Below are 15,004 nucleotides of genomic sequence, written 5' to 3' on the forward strand. Positions count from 1 at the left end.
AAGCATGTGCCGCAGTATCAAGACCCTCCGCCCACCGGTCCTGCCCGACGAGGCGACCGAGGACGATGTGCGCGCCGCCGCACTCCAGTACGTCCGCAAGGTGTCCGGCTTCCGGGCGCCGGCCGAGCACAACCGCGAGGTTTTCGACCGGGCCGTCGACGAGATAGCCGAAGCGACGCAGAAGCTGCTCGACGGGTTGGAGATCAGAGGGGCTAAGCCGTCTCGGGAGCGGGCTGCCGTGCCGGACGCCGCATGACGAACGCCGCGAGTGCGCCGGCTCCGAACAGTGCGAGCACGGAGATCGCCGCGCCGACCCAACTGGCGCCCAGCCACTGGCCGCCGAAGTAGCCGAGGCCCACGCTGTAGCCGGCCCAGGCGACACCCGCCAGCGCCGACCAGGGCAGGAACTCCTTCACCTTGCGGTGTGCCGTGCCGGCCGCGAGGGAGACCACCGAGCGTCCTGCGGGTGCGAAGCGGGCGATCACGACGAGTGCGCCGCCACCGCGGTTGAGGGCGGTACCGAGTTTGGCCTGCGCCTTGGTGAGCCGTCGTGACTTGGCGATGGCCCGGTCGAAGCGGTCACCGCCGCGGCGCGCGAGCCGGTAGGCGACCAGATCGCCGACCACGGACGCCGTGGCCGCGCAGAGGATCAGGATCAGGAGCGAGGGCACCTCGTGCGGCACCTTTTCGGCTGCTCCGGCGACCTTGGTGGCCGTGGTGGAGCCGGCCGCTGCGGCTGCGGTGGCCGCGGCGATCACCAGTACTCCGCTCGGGAGCACCGGGAGGAACACATCGAGCAGTACGGACAAACCGATGATCGCGTAGATCCAAGGGCTGCCGGTCAGGAACCCCAGACTTTCCAGCACCTTGTCTCTCCCCGATTCCCCGTTTAGTGAGCCTGCCGCTACGTACTGTGGTCGTTGGTGCGCGGCAGTAACAGCTGTACAGCGTACGCGGGAAGTCCCCCTTTTGATCACTCGGGGCCCAACGTTGTTGTGATCATCACTTTCTGTCCGGATTCAGACCCGTGGGCATGATGTCAGCAGCGCCTAAAGCCTCACTTGAAGAGGCCGTAGGCGCTGCTGAATTCGGTGGTGCGAAGGCGGATTCAGGTGGGGGGCACCGCCCTGGCCGCTCGGCCTTGTTGTGGCCGAGTTTGTGGTCCTCCCTTAGGCGGTGGCTGCTTTCCGCTGGTGCTCGCCGTCCTGGTCCCGCGAGGTCACGCGTGCATCACCGCGCGAACCGAGCAGTTTGTCCACGGCGAACGCGCCGGGGCCCGTGAAGACCAGCAGGAGGAAGGCCCAGCAGAAGAAGGCCGACGCCTCACCGGAGTTCTCCAGCGGGAACAGGCCCTCGGGCTGGTGGACCTTGAAGTACGCGTATGCCATCGAGCCCGAGCAGATGAAAGCGGCGCTGCGGGTCAGTGCGCCGATGAGCACCAGTCCACCGCCGACGAGTTGGATCACCGCCGCGTACCAGCCGGGCCAGGTGCCGGCTTCGATGGTGCCTCCGCCGTGCGCCCCGCCGAGTACGCCGAAGAGGGAGGCGGCGCCGTGGCAGGCGAACAGCAGTCCTATGACGATGCGGAACAGGCCCAGTGCGTACGGCTGGGACTGATCGAGCTTGGTGCTCAGTGAGTTCTGAGTCATGGGGGGACTCCGTGTGTGGGGGGACAGGAACCTATCGACCCAAGTAAGGCAGTCCTAAAATGTACTTGCAAGTTCAACATTCGATTTTCGGATGTTTCTCATGCAACTCTCATTCGCGTGGACGCCGAGCGCTCGACGGTCCCAACTCCCTTTCGTCCACGGTCAGTAGGCGAGCGGCACCGCGGGCGTCCGTGTCCCGTGCGGTCGGCTGCCCCGTCCGGGCCTGTTCCAATCGCAACCGTGCCGAGCGTCCGCGCAGTGTCAGGGTCATCAACTGATTCCCGAACCAGGGCCCGCCCGACCGGGACCAGTGCACCGGCGGTCTCCCGGTCCGGCCGTGGCGGGCCAGCACGTGTCCCAGCCGCCGCCCCAAGCGGCTCCAACCGAAGTGGAACCCCAGCTGGATCATCCTGGGGATGGAGTTGTGCACGGGGGAGCAGGTCAGTTGGTACACCCGGGCGTCCGGATCGCCCGCACCGCGCCAGTCCGGCTCCGCCACATACGCGTGGTGCACATCCCCGGAGAGCACGCAGATCGTCGCCGGGGCGTGGTCGCCCGTGCCGACCTCGGCCACCAGGGCGGTCAGTTCGTCGAAGGAGCGCGGGAAGGCCGCCCAGTGCTCCAGGTCCGCCCCTCGCCGCAGCCGCTCGCCGAAGCGTGCCCAACGTGCCCCGCGTTCGCCCCGGCACAGGGCCGCGTTCCAGCTCTCCGTGTCATGGATGAGGGGCGGCAGCAGCCAGGGTAGCGAGGTGCCGATGAGGAGGTGGTCGTACGGCCCTACGGCCGCCGGCGGCACCGCCGTCGGTCGCTCCGTGGTCAGTCGCTCCGTGGTCGTGGCCGCGCCCGCCGCCTCGCGCAGTCCGTCCAGCGCCTGGTCCCTGACCCAGCGGGCCTCATCCGGGTCGAGCATGGCCCGATGCTGTTCTTCGAGGACCCGAGCCGCCCGGGTGTCCACCATGAGCAGCCGCGTCCGGTCGAAGTCACGGCGGTAGCTCCAGCGGGTGGAGAGCGGATCGTCGTCCGCCCGTACCGCGAACTCGCGCAGCGCGGCGGTGCCGTCGGCCGCCGATGTGACGGCGGCGAACAACTCGTCCGCCTCCAGTTCCTTCGGTGGGAGATTGCCGAGGTGCTGGTAGACCCAGTACGACATCAGTCCGCTGACGACCCGTTCCCGCCACCACGGGAGGGTGCGCATCTCCGCCAGCCAGGCGGCGCTGGTGTTCCAGTCGTCGATCAGATCGTGATCGTCGAAGATCATGCAGCTGGGGACGGTGGAGAGCAGCCAGCGCACCTCCGGGTCGAGCCACGACTCGTCGTACAGCCGGGTGTACTCCTCGTAGTCGGCGACTTCGGCGCCGGGAGCCTCGTCGAGGTCGCGCCGCTCGGCGAGCCAGGCGCGGGTCGCCTCGGACGTCTCGTCCGCGTACACCTGATCGCCGAGGAGGAGCAGGACATCCGGGCGCGGTCCGCTCGGGTCGGCGGCGATCCGGGCGGCCAGGGTGTCGAGTGCGTCCGGACCCACGGGGTCGTGCTCGTCCGCGGGCGCCGCGGCCCAGCGGCAGGACCCGAACGAGACGGTGACACCGGCCGAGGACTCCGGGGGCGTGGTGATGGTCGACGGGGGGAAGGGCGAGTCCTCCAGCGGCCAGACCCGCGCGCCGTCCAGCAGGACTTCGTACGGGGTGCTGGTGCCGGGTGTCAGTCCGCGGATCGTCACCAGCGCGTAGTGGTGGCCGGCGATCGCGAAGGTGGGGCCGGAGCCCTGGGAGCCGTCCGCGCCGATGACCTCGACCGTGCACGCGCGGTCGGTCTCGACCCAGACCGTCGCACGGTCCTTGGTCTCCCAGTCGACGTACCGCAGCAGTGGTCCCAGTCGAAGCCCCGCCGGATCGGCCATGGCTGTCCTCCTCCGTCGCCCCGTACGGTACGGAACGACGGAGGGATACGGACAGGGGTTCGGCCGTGCACGCCTTCGATGTCCACCGGGTGACGCACAGCCGTGATGCGGTGTCGGGATCAGCAGCCGCCCAGGACCGACTGGAGCGCGCTCTTCTCGGCCGTGTCCACGCTCATGCCGTACGCGTGCTTCACCTGGACCCACATCCGCACATAGACACAGCGGTACGCGGTGCGCGGCGGTAGCCATTCGGCCGGGTCCTTGTCGCCCTTCGCCTGGTTGACGTTGTCGGTGACCGCGATCAGCTGGGGGCCGCTGAGGTCATTGGCGAACGACTGTCGGCGGGCCGTGGTCCAACTGCTGGCGCCGGATCGCCATGCCTCGGCGAGCGGCACGATGTGGTCGATGTCCACGTCGGAGGCCGCCGTCCAGGTCGCCCCGTCGAACTCCGAGTACCAGGTGCCGCTGACGGCGGCGCAGCTGGCGTTCTGCACCACGTTGCGGCCGTCGCGCTTGAGGACGACCTCGCGGGTGTTGCAGCTGCCCGACTGGGTGATCCAGTGCGGGAACCGGTCCCGGCTGTAGCCGCTGGAGCTGCCTTCGGCGCGCACGGTGAGCTGGCCGAGGTAGGTGCGGGCGGTGGTGGCGTTCACCGGTGTGGGCGGGGCGGCCTGGGCCGGGGGCGCGGTCGTCAGGAGACTCGCGAGGGCGAGCGCCCCCACCGAGCCGAGCAGTGCCGCGCGGGAGGGGCGGCGTGAGCGACGCGCGTAGAAGAAGGACATGCGAACTCCCTTGGGCATGGGGGGCCTCGACCGGAGGGTGCGGCCGGGTGGGGCGTCCGGTTGGAGCGGGGGCGGACGTCCGCACTTCAGCCTGACGACATGCTCACGTCAAATCAAGGGTTGATGCACCGCCACCAGTGGTGAGCCGGCGTAAGGTTGGCGCGTGCTGCTGCCGGTCAATGTCACCTTCGGGGCTGTTCTGGCCGTACTGCTCGCAGTGGCGGCGACCGTCGCCGCACTCGCCCATCTCGGACGCTCGCGCGACATCGTCATCGCCGGAGTCCGGGCAGCCGCCCAACTCGCCGTCGTCTCCCTGGTCATCGGTGCGGTCGTGCGCTCGCTGCCTCTGCTGCTCGCCTTCGTCGCGCTGATGTACGCCGTCGCCGTACGCACCGCGGGGCGGCGCATCACCCCCAACGCCACCTGGTGGTGGGCCGCACTGCCGATCGGGGCCGGGGTCTTCCCCGTGGTGGGAGCCCTGCTGCTGACCGGACTCGTACCACTGAAGGGCATCGCGCTCATTCCCGTCGCGGGCATCCTGATCGGCGGCGCGCTCACGGCGACGGTGCTGGCGGGGCGAAGGGCGCTGGATGAGCTCAGCCTGCGCCACGGCGAGGTCGAGGCGGGGATGGCGCTGGGGCTGCTCGACCGGGACGCCCGTCTGGAGGTCGCCAGGACACCCGCCGCGGACGCGCTGCTACCGGGACTCGACCAGACGCGGACCGTGGGGCTCGTCACACTTCCCGGTGCTTTCGTGGGAATGCTCCTGGGCGGCGCATCGCCGCTGCTTGCAGGTGTCGTACAGCTGTTCGTCCTGGTGGGGCTGATGGCGGTGCAATCGGTCGCGGTCGCGGTGGTGCTGGAGCTGGTCGCCCGGGGAGCGGTCCACCGGGAGGCACAGGAGTGAGCTCACCGAGGGCCGTGACGTACCCTGGGGAGAGCAGAAGGGGAGTAGCTCTTCGCCGGAACGTCGACATACTGCCGGGCCCTGGGCCTGGCCGGCGCCCGGAGGCGGTTCCCGGTCCATCGGTCCGGTATCCGCCAGCGAGACCTTCGGCCGCAGTGTCCTACCGACGCTGCCGTGCCGAAGCGACCCCTGGAGCGGTACAGGTCTCTCGGCGCGGGCAGCCCGACCGATAGAGGAACCATCCGTGATCAGCTTCACCATCATGGCGATCACGTTCGGCGTCGTATTCCTGGCCGAACTCCCCGACAAGACCGCCCTCGCCGGACTGATGCTCGGTACGCGCTACCGGGCCTCCTACGTCTTCGTCGGTGTCGCCGCCGCCTTCGCCGTGCACGTGGCACTGGCCATCGCCGCGGGCTCCGTCCTCACCCTGCTGCCCCAACGCCTGGTGCAGGCCGTCGTCGGCATCCTGTTCCTCGCGGGAGCGCTGATCCTGCTCCTGAAGAAGAACGACGACGAGGAGGAGAGCATCAAGGCCCCCGCCGACCAGTCGTTCTGGAAGGTGTCCGGGGCCGGATTCATGCTGATCCTGGTCGCCGAGTTCGGCGATCTCACCCAGATCATGACGGCCAACCTGGCCGCCCGCTACGACGACCCCGTGTCGGTGGGCCTGGGTGCGGTGCTGGCGCTCTGGGCGGTGGCGGGCATCGGCATCCTGGGCGGGCGGACCCTGATGAAGTACGTACCGCTGCGGTTGATCACCAAGGTCGCGGCCTGTCTGATGCTGGCACTGGCCGGATTCAGTCTCTATGAGGCGCTCATGGGGTGACACCCCTTGCCGCCACCACGTCTGCTGTTGGGTAGCGCGCTGATCGGTTGGCCATCGGGTTGGCGTTGTTCCTGGTCAGCCGTTCTGTGGTTGGCAGGGATGTTGCGCGACAGCTGTCACGGACGGTGATGCTCTCATGGTGACCGTCGACGATTTGATGACGTTGGCGTCGTTCGCCGCGAGTGTCTTCTTCCTCCTCGTTGGTCACAACCTTGCCGCTGCTCCTTCCGGTCTCCGGAACTGTCCGGCGGCCTGCGCCCGCTACGCGAAAAGGCCGACGAAGCATGAAACCGGACAGGCGGGTCGTCAGCGGCTCTGGACGCTGACGACCCGTTTCTCTGCCCGGGATGGGGCTCTCCCGCAGCCTTCGTGGGTGACCGGGCAGGGGCCCGGTCCTGAACACGGGGGTCACTGTGGCACTTTGACCCACCATCCCGGCACGATCTATTTCACAATCGCTCAATCGTGCAACGCGTGCACGCTTTTGCCCGGTGAAAGGGGTATCCATCCCGGCCGTTTCTGGAGTGGACTGGGGATTGCCCGATCGGCTCCGACGCACGGTGCAGGCTCAGGAACACCGTGCATCGGCCGGGTCGGGTGCTGTCCCCGCGCGCCTGATTCACCCGCTGCCCGGCGCGGCTGCGGTCGCCGGCGCAGACGGGATCACCAGCAGCGGGGCGGGGCGCCGGCCCGGTACCGCAGAAACTGGCCGGGCCCGGTGCGCCCTGCCCTTTCAGCTCAACGGACCCAACTGTGCCCGCGAAGGAGGAGACACGATGACGCCCACTCCATGATCCGTACCTACAGCATGACGTGGTATGAGCCGGCGATGGCGTTGCCGTCCGACTGAGCGAGGCTGCCAACTGCGCGTACCTGCTGATGCGCGGCATGGACGAGAGCGAGGACCATCCCGGTCTCGACGGCGCCACCTGGGCGCGGCTGCTGGAGCGGGTCGCCGGCCTCTGGCCCAGCCGGTAGACACCGGCCGATTTCACCGCTTTCCGGGGCCACGAGGCCGTTCTTCCGGAGGCGACCCTCCGGCTCGCGCAGTGGTCCGCGCTCCCACCGCCCCAGATCGGGCCGCGGGTGGTGCAGACCTTCATCGCCATGGCCGAGCGCATGGCCGACTGGGCCGTCATCGTCCGCACCGGGGCCGACCTGGTCCGCGCCTCCGCCGCCTCACGACGCGCGCCGCATCCCGCACCCTGCCGTCAAGGGACCAACCCGAACGGCACCCGCAACCCAAAAGACACACGGACGGGTCGGCCGGCCGATGTACGGCCGCGCCCGGAAAACAAGGAGGTGACCTTGTGGAGTCACAGTTCGACACGGTCGTAGCTGCCTACGAGCACAGCATGGAGGAGATGCCGTTCCGCACACACATCGAGCAGTGGAGCTTCTTGAACGCGCTCGGCGACACCCGCGGACTCAGCGTGCTGGACCTGGGCTGTGGCAGCGGGCTGTACGTCCGCAAACTGCGCCGCGACGGCGCGGCCCGCGTCGTGGGGATCGACGAGTCGGCGGCGATGGTGGACTACGCCCGGCGCCGCGAGGAGCGCGAACACCTGGGCGTGGAGTATCTCGCCGTGAACGCCTCCGACCCCGCGGCCGGCACAGTGCCCGGCATCGACGGAGCATTCGACCTGGTCACGGCCGTGTACGTGCTGCCCTACGCGCCGACGTTCGAGGCACTGCAGGGACTGTGCGCCACCGCCCGGCGGGCGCTGCGCCCGCAGGGCGGCCGTCTGGTGACGGCCGTCCTGAACCCCGGCTTTTCCACCGACCCCGAGTGGTACCGCCACTACGGGATGGTCCTGACCGCCGGCGAACCGCAGCGCGAGGGAGGCCCGGGCCACCTGAAGGCATGGGTGGGACAGGAGGTCCTGGACGTCGACTTCTTCTGCTGGTCGGCCGACGCGCACGAGCGAGCCCTGCGCGCGGCGGGCTTCGACCACATCTCCTGGACCCGCCCGGAGGTGTCCGAAGAAGGCCGCAAGGAGCTCGGGGACGAGTTCTGGGCCAACTACCTGGCCTGCCCGCACGCACTGATCCTCCAGGCGGAGGCCCGCCCGAGCGCCGGGATTACCGCACCCGATCCGCAGTGAAGGAAGCACACCCGATGTCGTCACCCTTCGTGATCCAACCCTGCTCGCCGCAGAGCGCGAGCCTCGTGGAGCGGGGAGAGAACGTCCTGCTGGGCCTGTCGCCGTGGAACGGCTACTACAAGCCCCGCACCATCGAGGCCCTCATCGGCTGGGCCAGCACCCACTTCAAGACCGTCGACGTGTTCCTCCCCGGCTACGAGGCGGCCCTCACCCTCACCGCGGCGGGACTCCCGGCGCTCAACGCGGTGCACCGAACCCGGCGGGCCGTGGGGCAGCTACGCGCCCCCGCCCGCCGCGCCCTGGAGAACGCGGGCGTCGCCGACCCCCTGCGGCATCTGCACACCTGGACGCAACTGGCCAACCGGCCCGCGTACGCGGCCGGCCGGGCCCGTGCCGAGCACGCCTACCGCACCGACCCGGCGGTGCGGCGCGCCTGCCGGGCCACAGCCCACGGCGCGGTACGGCACGCCTCGGGCATCGAGCCCACCGAGGAGCAGATCGACCTGGCGGTCAGCTACGCGATCGCCGAACTCCCCCTGATCGTCGACGGGCCGGCAGTGTTCGGGACGGACACCTCGGTCTTTGTCTACCACCGCCCGATGGACCTCATCGAGCCCCTGATCACCGGTGAGGCCGCAAGCCTGCATCCCGCACCGGGACAGGGCTACGCGATCGTCACCCCCGTCGTCGAGCACGGGGCCGGCCAATACCAGGAAGGAGCAGATTCGTGACCACGACCTCCGCCCCCGCACTGCCGCTGCAGTACCCCTTTCCGCCGGGTGAGATGGGCACCCCGCCCCCGATCCTGGACTGGGCCCGCAAGCACAGGCCGGTCTGCCCGGTGCGGTTGCCGTCCGGCGCGACCGTGTGGATGGTCACCCGCAAGGACGACATCACCCGCGTCCTCACCGACCCCAGGTTCTCCCGCAACCTCGTCTACGACGGCGCCCCCCGTTTCGTCGGCGAGGACTTCACCTCCATGGACGGAGGGATCTTCAACCTCGACCCGCCCGACCACACCCGCGTCCGACACGTCATCAGCCGCTTCTACACCCGAACCGGGGTCGAGGCATACCGGCCGCTCGTCGAACGGCACGCCGCACGGCTGCTGGACGCCATGGCCGACGGCCCCAACCCGGCCGACCTCGTCCCCGCCTACGCCGCCCCCCTGCCGCTGCACGTCAGCTCCGACATCCTGCGGGTACCCGTCGAGCAGCGCGAGACATACCAGTCCTTCTTCCGCACCCAGACCAACCTCGCCGTCAGCCCCGAAGAGGTCGCCACGGCCACCAAGGCCGTCGCCGCTTTCACCGGCGACGTCATCGACGCCAAACGCCGCCACGCGGCCCCCGGACCGGCGCAGGGGCCGATCGAGGCACTCATCCACGCCGCGGCCGACGGAGAGATCAGCGAGACCGAACTCCACGGCACCGTGGCGTACCTGTTCGTCACCGGATCCGAGCCCCTGGTCTCCCCGCTCGGCACCGGGGTCTTCACCCTGCTGGTCAACCATCGTGAGCTCAAGGACTGCCTCAACGATCCCGCCCTGTGGCCGCGAGCCGTGGAGGAGGTCCTGCGCTACCACCACAACGGGGTCCTCGGCCTGCCGCGGGTCGCCACCGAGGACGTTCACCTGCACGGTGTGACCATCGGCCAGGGCGACGGTGTGTGCACCCCCATGCTCGGTGCGACCTGGGACCCCGCCCACTACCGCAACCCGTCCAAGTTCAACATCCACCGCAAGACCGACGGCACCGCGACCTTCGGCGCCGGCCCCCACTTCTGCCTCGGAGCCGCCCTGACCCGCATGTTCCTCCAGACCGCTTACCAGGCCCTGTTCACGCGCTTCCCCAGCCTGCTGCTCGCCGTCCCCGAACATGACGTCCCCTGGGAACTCGACCTGTTCTTCACCAAGCCCGCCACCCTGCCCGTCGCCTGGGACTCCCAGCCCTAGCGACAGCAACGGGGCCCGGACGGCGGACGCCGCGCCGGACGTGCCCAAGGCGACAGGGGATCCTCGGAAGTCGTCCCCCAGGGGCGGCGGACGCGGCGGCCTGTCGATGGACAAGCTCTGCTCGGCGCGGGCGGTGTTACCGAGCAATTTGAACGCCATGTGCAGCAGCTGGATGTGCCGTTCCAGGCGCCGCTGAGCGCCGAACAGCAGCCCGGCGACGAACAGGTCCGGTAGCCCCCGAAAGCTGATCAAGGTGCCGTTATGAACCGAAGGCACGGTGCGACACCTGGAGCCGAGGTCGACGCGAGGGTCCTTCTTCCGCGCTTCGTTCCAACTCCACCGATGCCCCGCACAGAACCCACCCGATCTTTGCTCTGCCGATGACAGGCCACCACGCCGCAACGCTCCAACGCGCCTTTCGGCTCGACGCGCGGGTGCGCCACGAACGCCGCCAGAAGAAACCATCACGCCGTGATCGGCCTCGCCGACGAGTCGGCTGCTCGTTGTGGTGCGCTGCGACGCAGCCCACCGCATCCGCAGTCCCACCGCGGCGGAACGCCTGCCGCAGTTCCGTCCTTGGCACTACCCGAGCGCGTCCAGGAGTTCGCGCTCACGTGCGGCGCTCAGCCCCGCGCGCCGCTCCCTGTCCAGGCCCTGTTCCTGCTCCCAGCGCAAAGTGTCGGCCAACAACTCCGCTCGGGGCCGATGCCGCAACCCGGCCCGCTCCGCCGCGGCTCCACTCCGCGCCGACCAGCCTTCCCAACCCTGCGTGACCAGCCACAACGGCAAGGACTGCGGCCCCATGTACTCGGCCACCCCCTGCGCCAGCAGCCAGGCGGGGTCGGCGGTGACCACCTGGCCGCCCTGTCGGCTGTGGCCCCCTGCGGCACGGGACAACTCGATCCATTCGCCGAAGGGCAGGATCGGACCGACCGCGTCGAAGACGCCGGTCGTCCTGGCCTCCGCGGCAGCCAGCAGCCAGGCCGCCAGGTCCCTTACATCGACCACCTGGGTCGGCAGATCGGGTGTGTGCGGCACCAGCATCGGCCCGCGCGGGTCCCGGGCTGCACGGGCCGCCCAGTAGCCGGACCGGCCGCTGTGATCGCCGGGGCCGCCGATCAGTCCGGCGCGCGCCACGAGCAACCGATCGCCCACCGCACCGGTCGAGGCCCGTTCGCAGGCGACCTTCGCCTCGCCGTACGCCTCCCGGCCCACGGAGTTCAGCTCGGTGGGGGCCAGGAGCGCCGCGGACTCGTCGGCGCCCGGGACGGCGTGCGAGGCATAGGCGCTGATCGAGGAGACGTACGTCCAGTGCCGTGCCCGGTCCGCCAGGGAGGCGAGTGCATCGCGGACGAACCCGGGCTGCCACGACACCTCGACGACCGCATCCCAGGTGCGGTCCAGCAGGGGTCGGTACGCCGAAGGGTCACACCGATCGGCGCCGATCAGGGTGGCGCCCTCGGCGACGGGGCCGCTTTCACCGCGGGCCAGGCACGTCACCCGATGTCCGCGCGCAAGTGCCTGCCGGGACAACTCCCGCCCCACCCACGCCGTACCGCCCAATACGAGGATCTCCATCGCGCCAGTCAAACAGCGCCCACATCGGACGGGAAAGGGAATCTGCCGCCAGCAGAGTCGGCGTACTCCTCCACCGCCACTCCGGGTGATCCAGCCGCCAACGGACGATCAGGTTCCGGTGTGCTGGCCGAAATTCGCCTGTGACGTGCAGGTTTCCGTACAGCCACAGTGCGCCGCGTGAGGCAACCGCCCACCAACGTTCCCCGTCCTCCGACAACGAGGACCGCAGGCGTTCCTGGGGTCCTCGGGCACGACCGATGAGGAGGAGGACCACCTTGAACCGTGTCTCGCGCAGGGTGACGGCCGCGCTTGCGGTGATCGCTCTTGCGGTGGGGGTACCGGGACTGGCGCATGCCGCACCGGGGACGACACAACCGCAACGACCCACCGATCTCATATCCCCGGCACCACCGGGCAGCCCGGGGCAACTCCCCGACGGTTGGCGGATAACCGGCACGGGCACCGAGAGGCAATTGGTCTGGACGTCGTCCAAACCGGTGCCGGTGGGGAACGCCCGTATCGAGTTCTATGCCGGGGACCGCCTCCTCGGCATTCCTGTTCCGACGAAGGACCAGCGCAGCTTCCAGCTCGACCTGGAGGGAATCCGGATCGGAGCGTCCGAGGAGCTCAAGGTCCTCGCCGCCGGCCGGCGCCTCGACGCAGCCGCAACGCCCGAGAGCCCCGGCGCCCGCCGCTCCACCGCCCCGACGAAGCCGGCCGCGCCCCTCCCGGCGAACCCGGTCGACCCCGGTGTCCCCGGCACGTACCGCACCACGAGTGGTGAGTACGCCCTCAACTCGGTACGGCTGCCCGGCTACGCCAACCCGATCGAGATGCGCGCCACGGTGGTCTCACCTACCGACGCCCCCGGTCGCAGGCCGCTCGCCCTCTTCCTCCACGGCCGCCATTTCACCTGCTACGACGCCAAGGGCGAGATCAGCATGTCCTGGCCGTGCGAGACCGGCTTCAAGGCGGTGCCGAGCTATCGCGGCTATCTCCACGACCAGAAACTCCTGGCCTCCCAGGGCTATGTCACCGTGTCCATCTCCGCCAACGGCATCAACGCACAGGATGCGATGGCGAACGACGCCGGCGCCCAGGCCCGCTCCTCGCTGGTGCGGTTGCACCTCGCCCGCTGGGCCCAGTGGGGCACCGACGAGGGCAAGGCGCCGGCCGCCGTACGGGCCGCTGCGCCCGCCGATCTCAACCGGGTGCTGCTCGTCGGTCACTCCCGGGGCGGCGAAGGCGTCAACCGGGCCGCGCTCGACAGCCGGTTCAAGCCGCCGGCCGCGGAGGACGGATACCGGGGCCCGGTGCGCTGGCGCATCCGGGGCACGGTCCTCATCGGCCCCACGATCTTCGGCCAGAACCCGGCGCCCGATGTGCCCTCCATGACGATCCTGCCCGGCTGTGACGGCGATGTGTCCAACCTCCAGGGCCAGATGTACGCGGACGGCACCCGCGGCACCGGCCGGGGAACCTCCCTGCACAGCTCGGTCTACGTCATCGGCGCCAACCACAACTACTTCAACACCGAGTGGACGCCCGGCCAGGCCGAGGCGCCTGCCGACGACGACTTCTACCCTCCGGAGCCCGGTGAGAAGCCGGATGCCGTGTGCGCGCTGGGCACCTCGGCCCACCGGTTGACGGCGACCCAGCAGCAGGCCGCGGGCTCCACCTACATCGCCGCGGCGGCCCGGCTGTTCGTCGCGGGTGACGACCGGGTCCGTCCGCTGCTGGACGGCTCCAACCGGCGCGCTCCCTCGGCTGACCCCGCCCGGGTGCTCACGCACGCGGTCGGCGGCCATCGTGCGCCCGTCATCCTGCCGGACGCATCGGTCGCCGTCACCGGTGGTCGACTGTGCAACCAGGTCGACCACCGGGTGAAGACGACCTGCCTCAGCGAGCGTGAGCCCGGCGGCTCGCCGCACTTCGTGGGATTCGTGTCCTCGCCTGAGCCTGGCCGCCAGTCCATCGCCCTGAACTGGACGAAGGCGGGCTCACCGGTCCGGATGACTCCCGCACGGCCGGTTTCCGTCGCCGGTGCCGAGTCGCTGGCCCTGCGCCTGATCGTGCCGCCCAACACCACCGGCACCAAGGTCGACATCACGGTGACCGACACCGCAGGTCGCAAGGCGACCCTCGGGCGGGCCACCGTCGACGGGCTGCCGGGCACGAACCGGACCTTCGCGCACTGGGGTCGTGAGGTCCGCGTACCGCTGACCGCGGCGGTGAAGGCCGGACTGAACCTCAAGCAGTTGAAGACCCTGGAGCTCACCCCGCGCTCCGCTTCCGGGCGGGCCTGGCTGGTGGATGCCTGGGGCTGGCGCCCGGGCACCCCTGCGGTCGAGCCCGTCGCACTGCCGCGGGTGGACCTCGGTGAGCTGCGGGTCAAGGAGGGCAACTCGGGCGAGCGGACCTATCTGATTCCGGCGAAGGTCTCCGGCAAGGGCAGCGGTCAGGTCCGACTGTTCATCAGGGACCTGCTGACCGACAAGGTCACCACCAAGACGGTCACGGTCAAGGCCGGCACCAACTCGATCAACGTCCCCGTCAAGGTGAAGGGCAACACCCGCTATGGGTTCGACAGCTGGCACACGGTGGCGGCCAAGGCGGTGCGGGGCGCCGCCATCGGTTCCTACTCCGGGGGCCTGACCGTGCTGGACGACGACCCGATGCCCAAGATCACGGTCACACCCGTCGCGAACCGGGTGACCGAGGGCGGAGTGCTGAAGTGGCGGGTCTCCCTCTCCGAGGTCGCCGACGCCGATGTGGTGACCGGATTCTCCTTCCAGCCGGTGGCCAGCGGACCGACGCTGTCCACGCTCGACGTCGACCCCGGGTGGATCGACAAGCATTTCGGACGGTTGCCCACTCCGGAGCGGTCGTTGTTCAACGTCGCGGACGATCCGTGGCTGACGGCCGACATTCCCCCGGGGAAGAAGACCGCCGAGGTCACGGTGCCCACCATCACGGACACGGTGACCGAAGCGGAGGAGGCCATGCGGCTCAGGTTCTTCCACTACGACCGCGACTGGAACCAGAAGCCCGGTGCGTACTACATCGGCAAGGTGAAGGACGCCTCGTAGCGTCGGATGTGAGTCGGAAATGAGCAGCAAGGCCGAGGACCGGGGCTGACCCGGGGATCGAGCCGCACAGTGCCCCGGGTCCGAACGGACCCGGGGCACTGTGCGTGACCGACGGTGGTCCCCACGGACGGCAGGCCGCCTGCCCCAGGGCGGCTGCTTCCCGTGCGACCGATGGACGTCGACGTGGAGCCAGTCGGCGCCTTCGACAGCCAAC

At 69.8% G+C, this 15,004-nt stretch carries 12 protein-coding genes; 7 read left to right on the plus strand and 5 right to left on the minus strand.

The genetic code is table 11. The features are described from left to right. Positions 1-4: 4 nt before the first annotated feature. A complete protein-coding gene (locus ACFXJL_RS11190) occupies positions 5-256 on the plus strand; it encodes a DUF2277 domain-containing protein (RefSeq protein ID WP_358882186.1) in 252 nt (83 codons plus the stop codon). On the opposite strand, the gene ACFXJL_RS11195 is transcribed toward ACFXJL_RS11190, so the two are convergent. The 4 genes from ACFXJL_RS11195 to ACFXJL_RS11210 form a co-directional block, all read right to left on the minus strand. Next, positions 213-866: a VTT domain-containing protein gene (locus tag ACFXJL_RS11195; RefSeq protein WP_358882185.1), complete on the minus strand. Its 654-nt coding sequence runs from the start codon at positions 864-866 to the stop codon at positions 213-215. The genes ACFXJL_RS11190 and ACFXJL_RS11195 overlap by 44 nt on opposite strands. A 303-nt stretch (positions 867-1,169) precedes the next feature. Continuing rightward, a complete protein-coding gene (locus ACFXJL_RS11200) occupies positions 1,170-1,649 on the minus strand; it encodes a DoxX family protein (RefSeq protein ID WP_384640752.1) in 480 nt (159 codons plus the stop codon). Between the two features lie 109 nt (positions 1,650-1,758). Beyond that, positions 1,759-3,546, minus strand: a complete 1,788-nt coding sequence (locus tag ACFXJL_RS11205; RefSeq protein WP_384691233.1) for an alkaline phosphatase D family protein — start codon at positions 3,544-3,546, stop codon at positions 1,759-1,761. Between the two features lie 119 nt (positions 3,547-3,665). Continuing rightward, a complete protein-coding gene (locus ACFXJL_RS11210) occupies positions 3,666-4,328 on the minus strand; it encodes an HNH endonuclease family protein (RefSeq protein ID WP_384691236.1) in 663 nt (220 codons plus the stop codon). A 163-nt stretch (positions 4,329-4,491) separates the two neighbouring features. Here ACFXJL_RS11210 and ACFXJL_RS11215 point away from each other — a divergent pair, with 163 nt between their 5' ends. The 5 genes from ACFXJL_RS11215 (at position 4,492) to ACFXJL_RS11235 (ending at position 10,123) form a co-directional block, all read left to right on the plus strand. Further along, positions 4,492-5,235 (plus strand): ABC transporter permease, encoded by a 744-nt coding sequence (locus tag ACFXJL_RS11215; RefSeq protein WP_384691239.1) that lies wholly within the window; start codon positions 4,492-4,494, stop codon positions 5,233-5,235. Positions 5,236-5,479: 244 nt separating this feature from the next. Next, positions 5,480-6,064: a TMEM165/GDT1 family protein gene (locus ACFXJL_RS11220; RefSeq protein ID WP_358882181.1), complete on the plus strand. Its 585-nt coding sequence runs from the start codon at positions 5,480-5,482 to the stop codon at positions 6,062-6,064. 1,310 nt (positions 6,065-7,374) lie between these two features. Next, positions 7,375-8,169, plus strand: coding sequence for a class I SAM-dependent methyltransferase (locus ACFXJL_RS11225; RefSeq protein ID WP_384691242.1), 795 nt, complete (start codon positions 7,375-7,377; stop codon positions 8,167-8,169). Between the two features lie 14 nt (positions 8,170-8,183). Continuing rightward, a complete protein-coding gene (locus ACFXJL_RS11230; RefSeq protein WP_384691245.1) occupies positions 8,184-8,900 on the plus strand; it encodes a tRNA-dependent cyclodipeptide synthase in 717 nt (238 codons plus the stop codon). After that, positions 8,897-10,123: a cytochrome P450 gene (locus ACFXJL_RS11235; protein ID WP_384691248.1), complete on the plus strand. Its 1,227-nt coding sequence runs from the start codon at positions 8,897-8,899 to the stop codon at positions 10,121-10,123. Before ACFXJL_RS11230 ends, ACFXJL_RS11235 begins: the two co-directional genes overlap by 4 nt. Before the next feature lie 582 nt (positions 10,124-10,705). On the opposite strand, the gene ACFXJL_RS11240 is transcribed toward ACFXJL_RS11235, so the two are convergent. Beyond that, positions 10,706-11,701 (minus strand): NAD-dependent epimerase/dehydratase family protein, encoded by a 996-nt coding sequence (locus tag ACFXJL_RS11240; protein WP_384691251.1) that lies wholly within the window; start codon positions 11,699-11,701, stop codon positions 10,706-10,708. Positions 11,702-11,976: 275 nt separating this feature from the next. Here ACFXJL_RS11240 and ACFXJL_RS11245 point away from each other — a divergent pair, with 275 nt between their 5' ends. Continuing rightward, a complete protein-coding gene (locus ACFXJL_RS11245) occupies positions 11,977-14,790 on the plus strand; it encodes a hypothetical protein (RefSeq protein ID WP_384691254.1) in 2,814 nt (937 codons plus the stop codon). Positions 14,791-15,004 lie beyond the last annotated feature (214 nt).

Origin of the sequence: Streptomyces sp. NPDC059256 (assembly GCF_042753785.1) — a bacterium.
Lineage (GTDB): Bacteria > Actinomycetota > Actinomycetes > Streptomycetales > Streptomycetaceae > Streptomyces.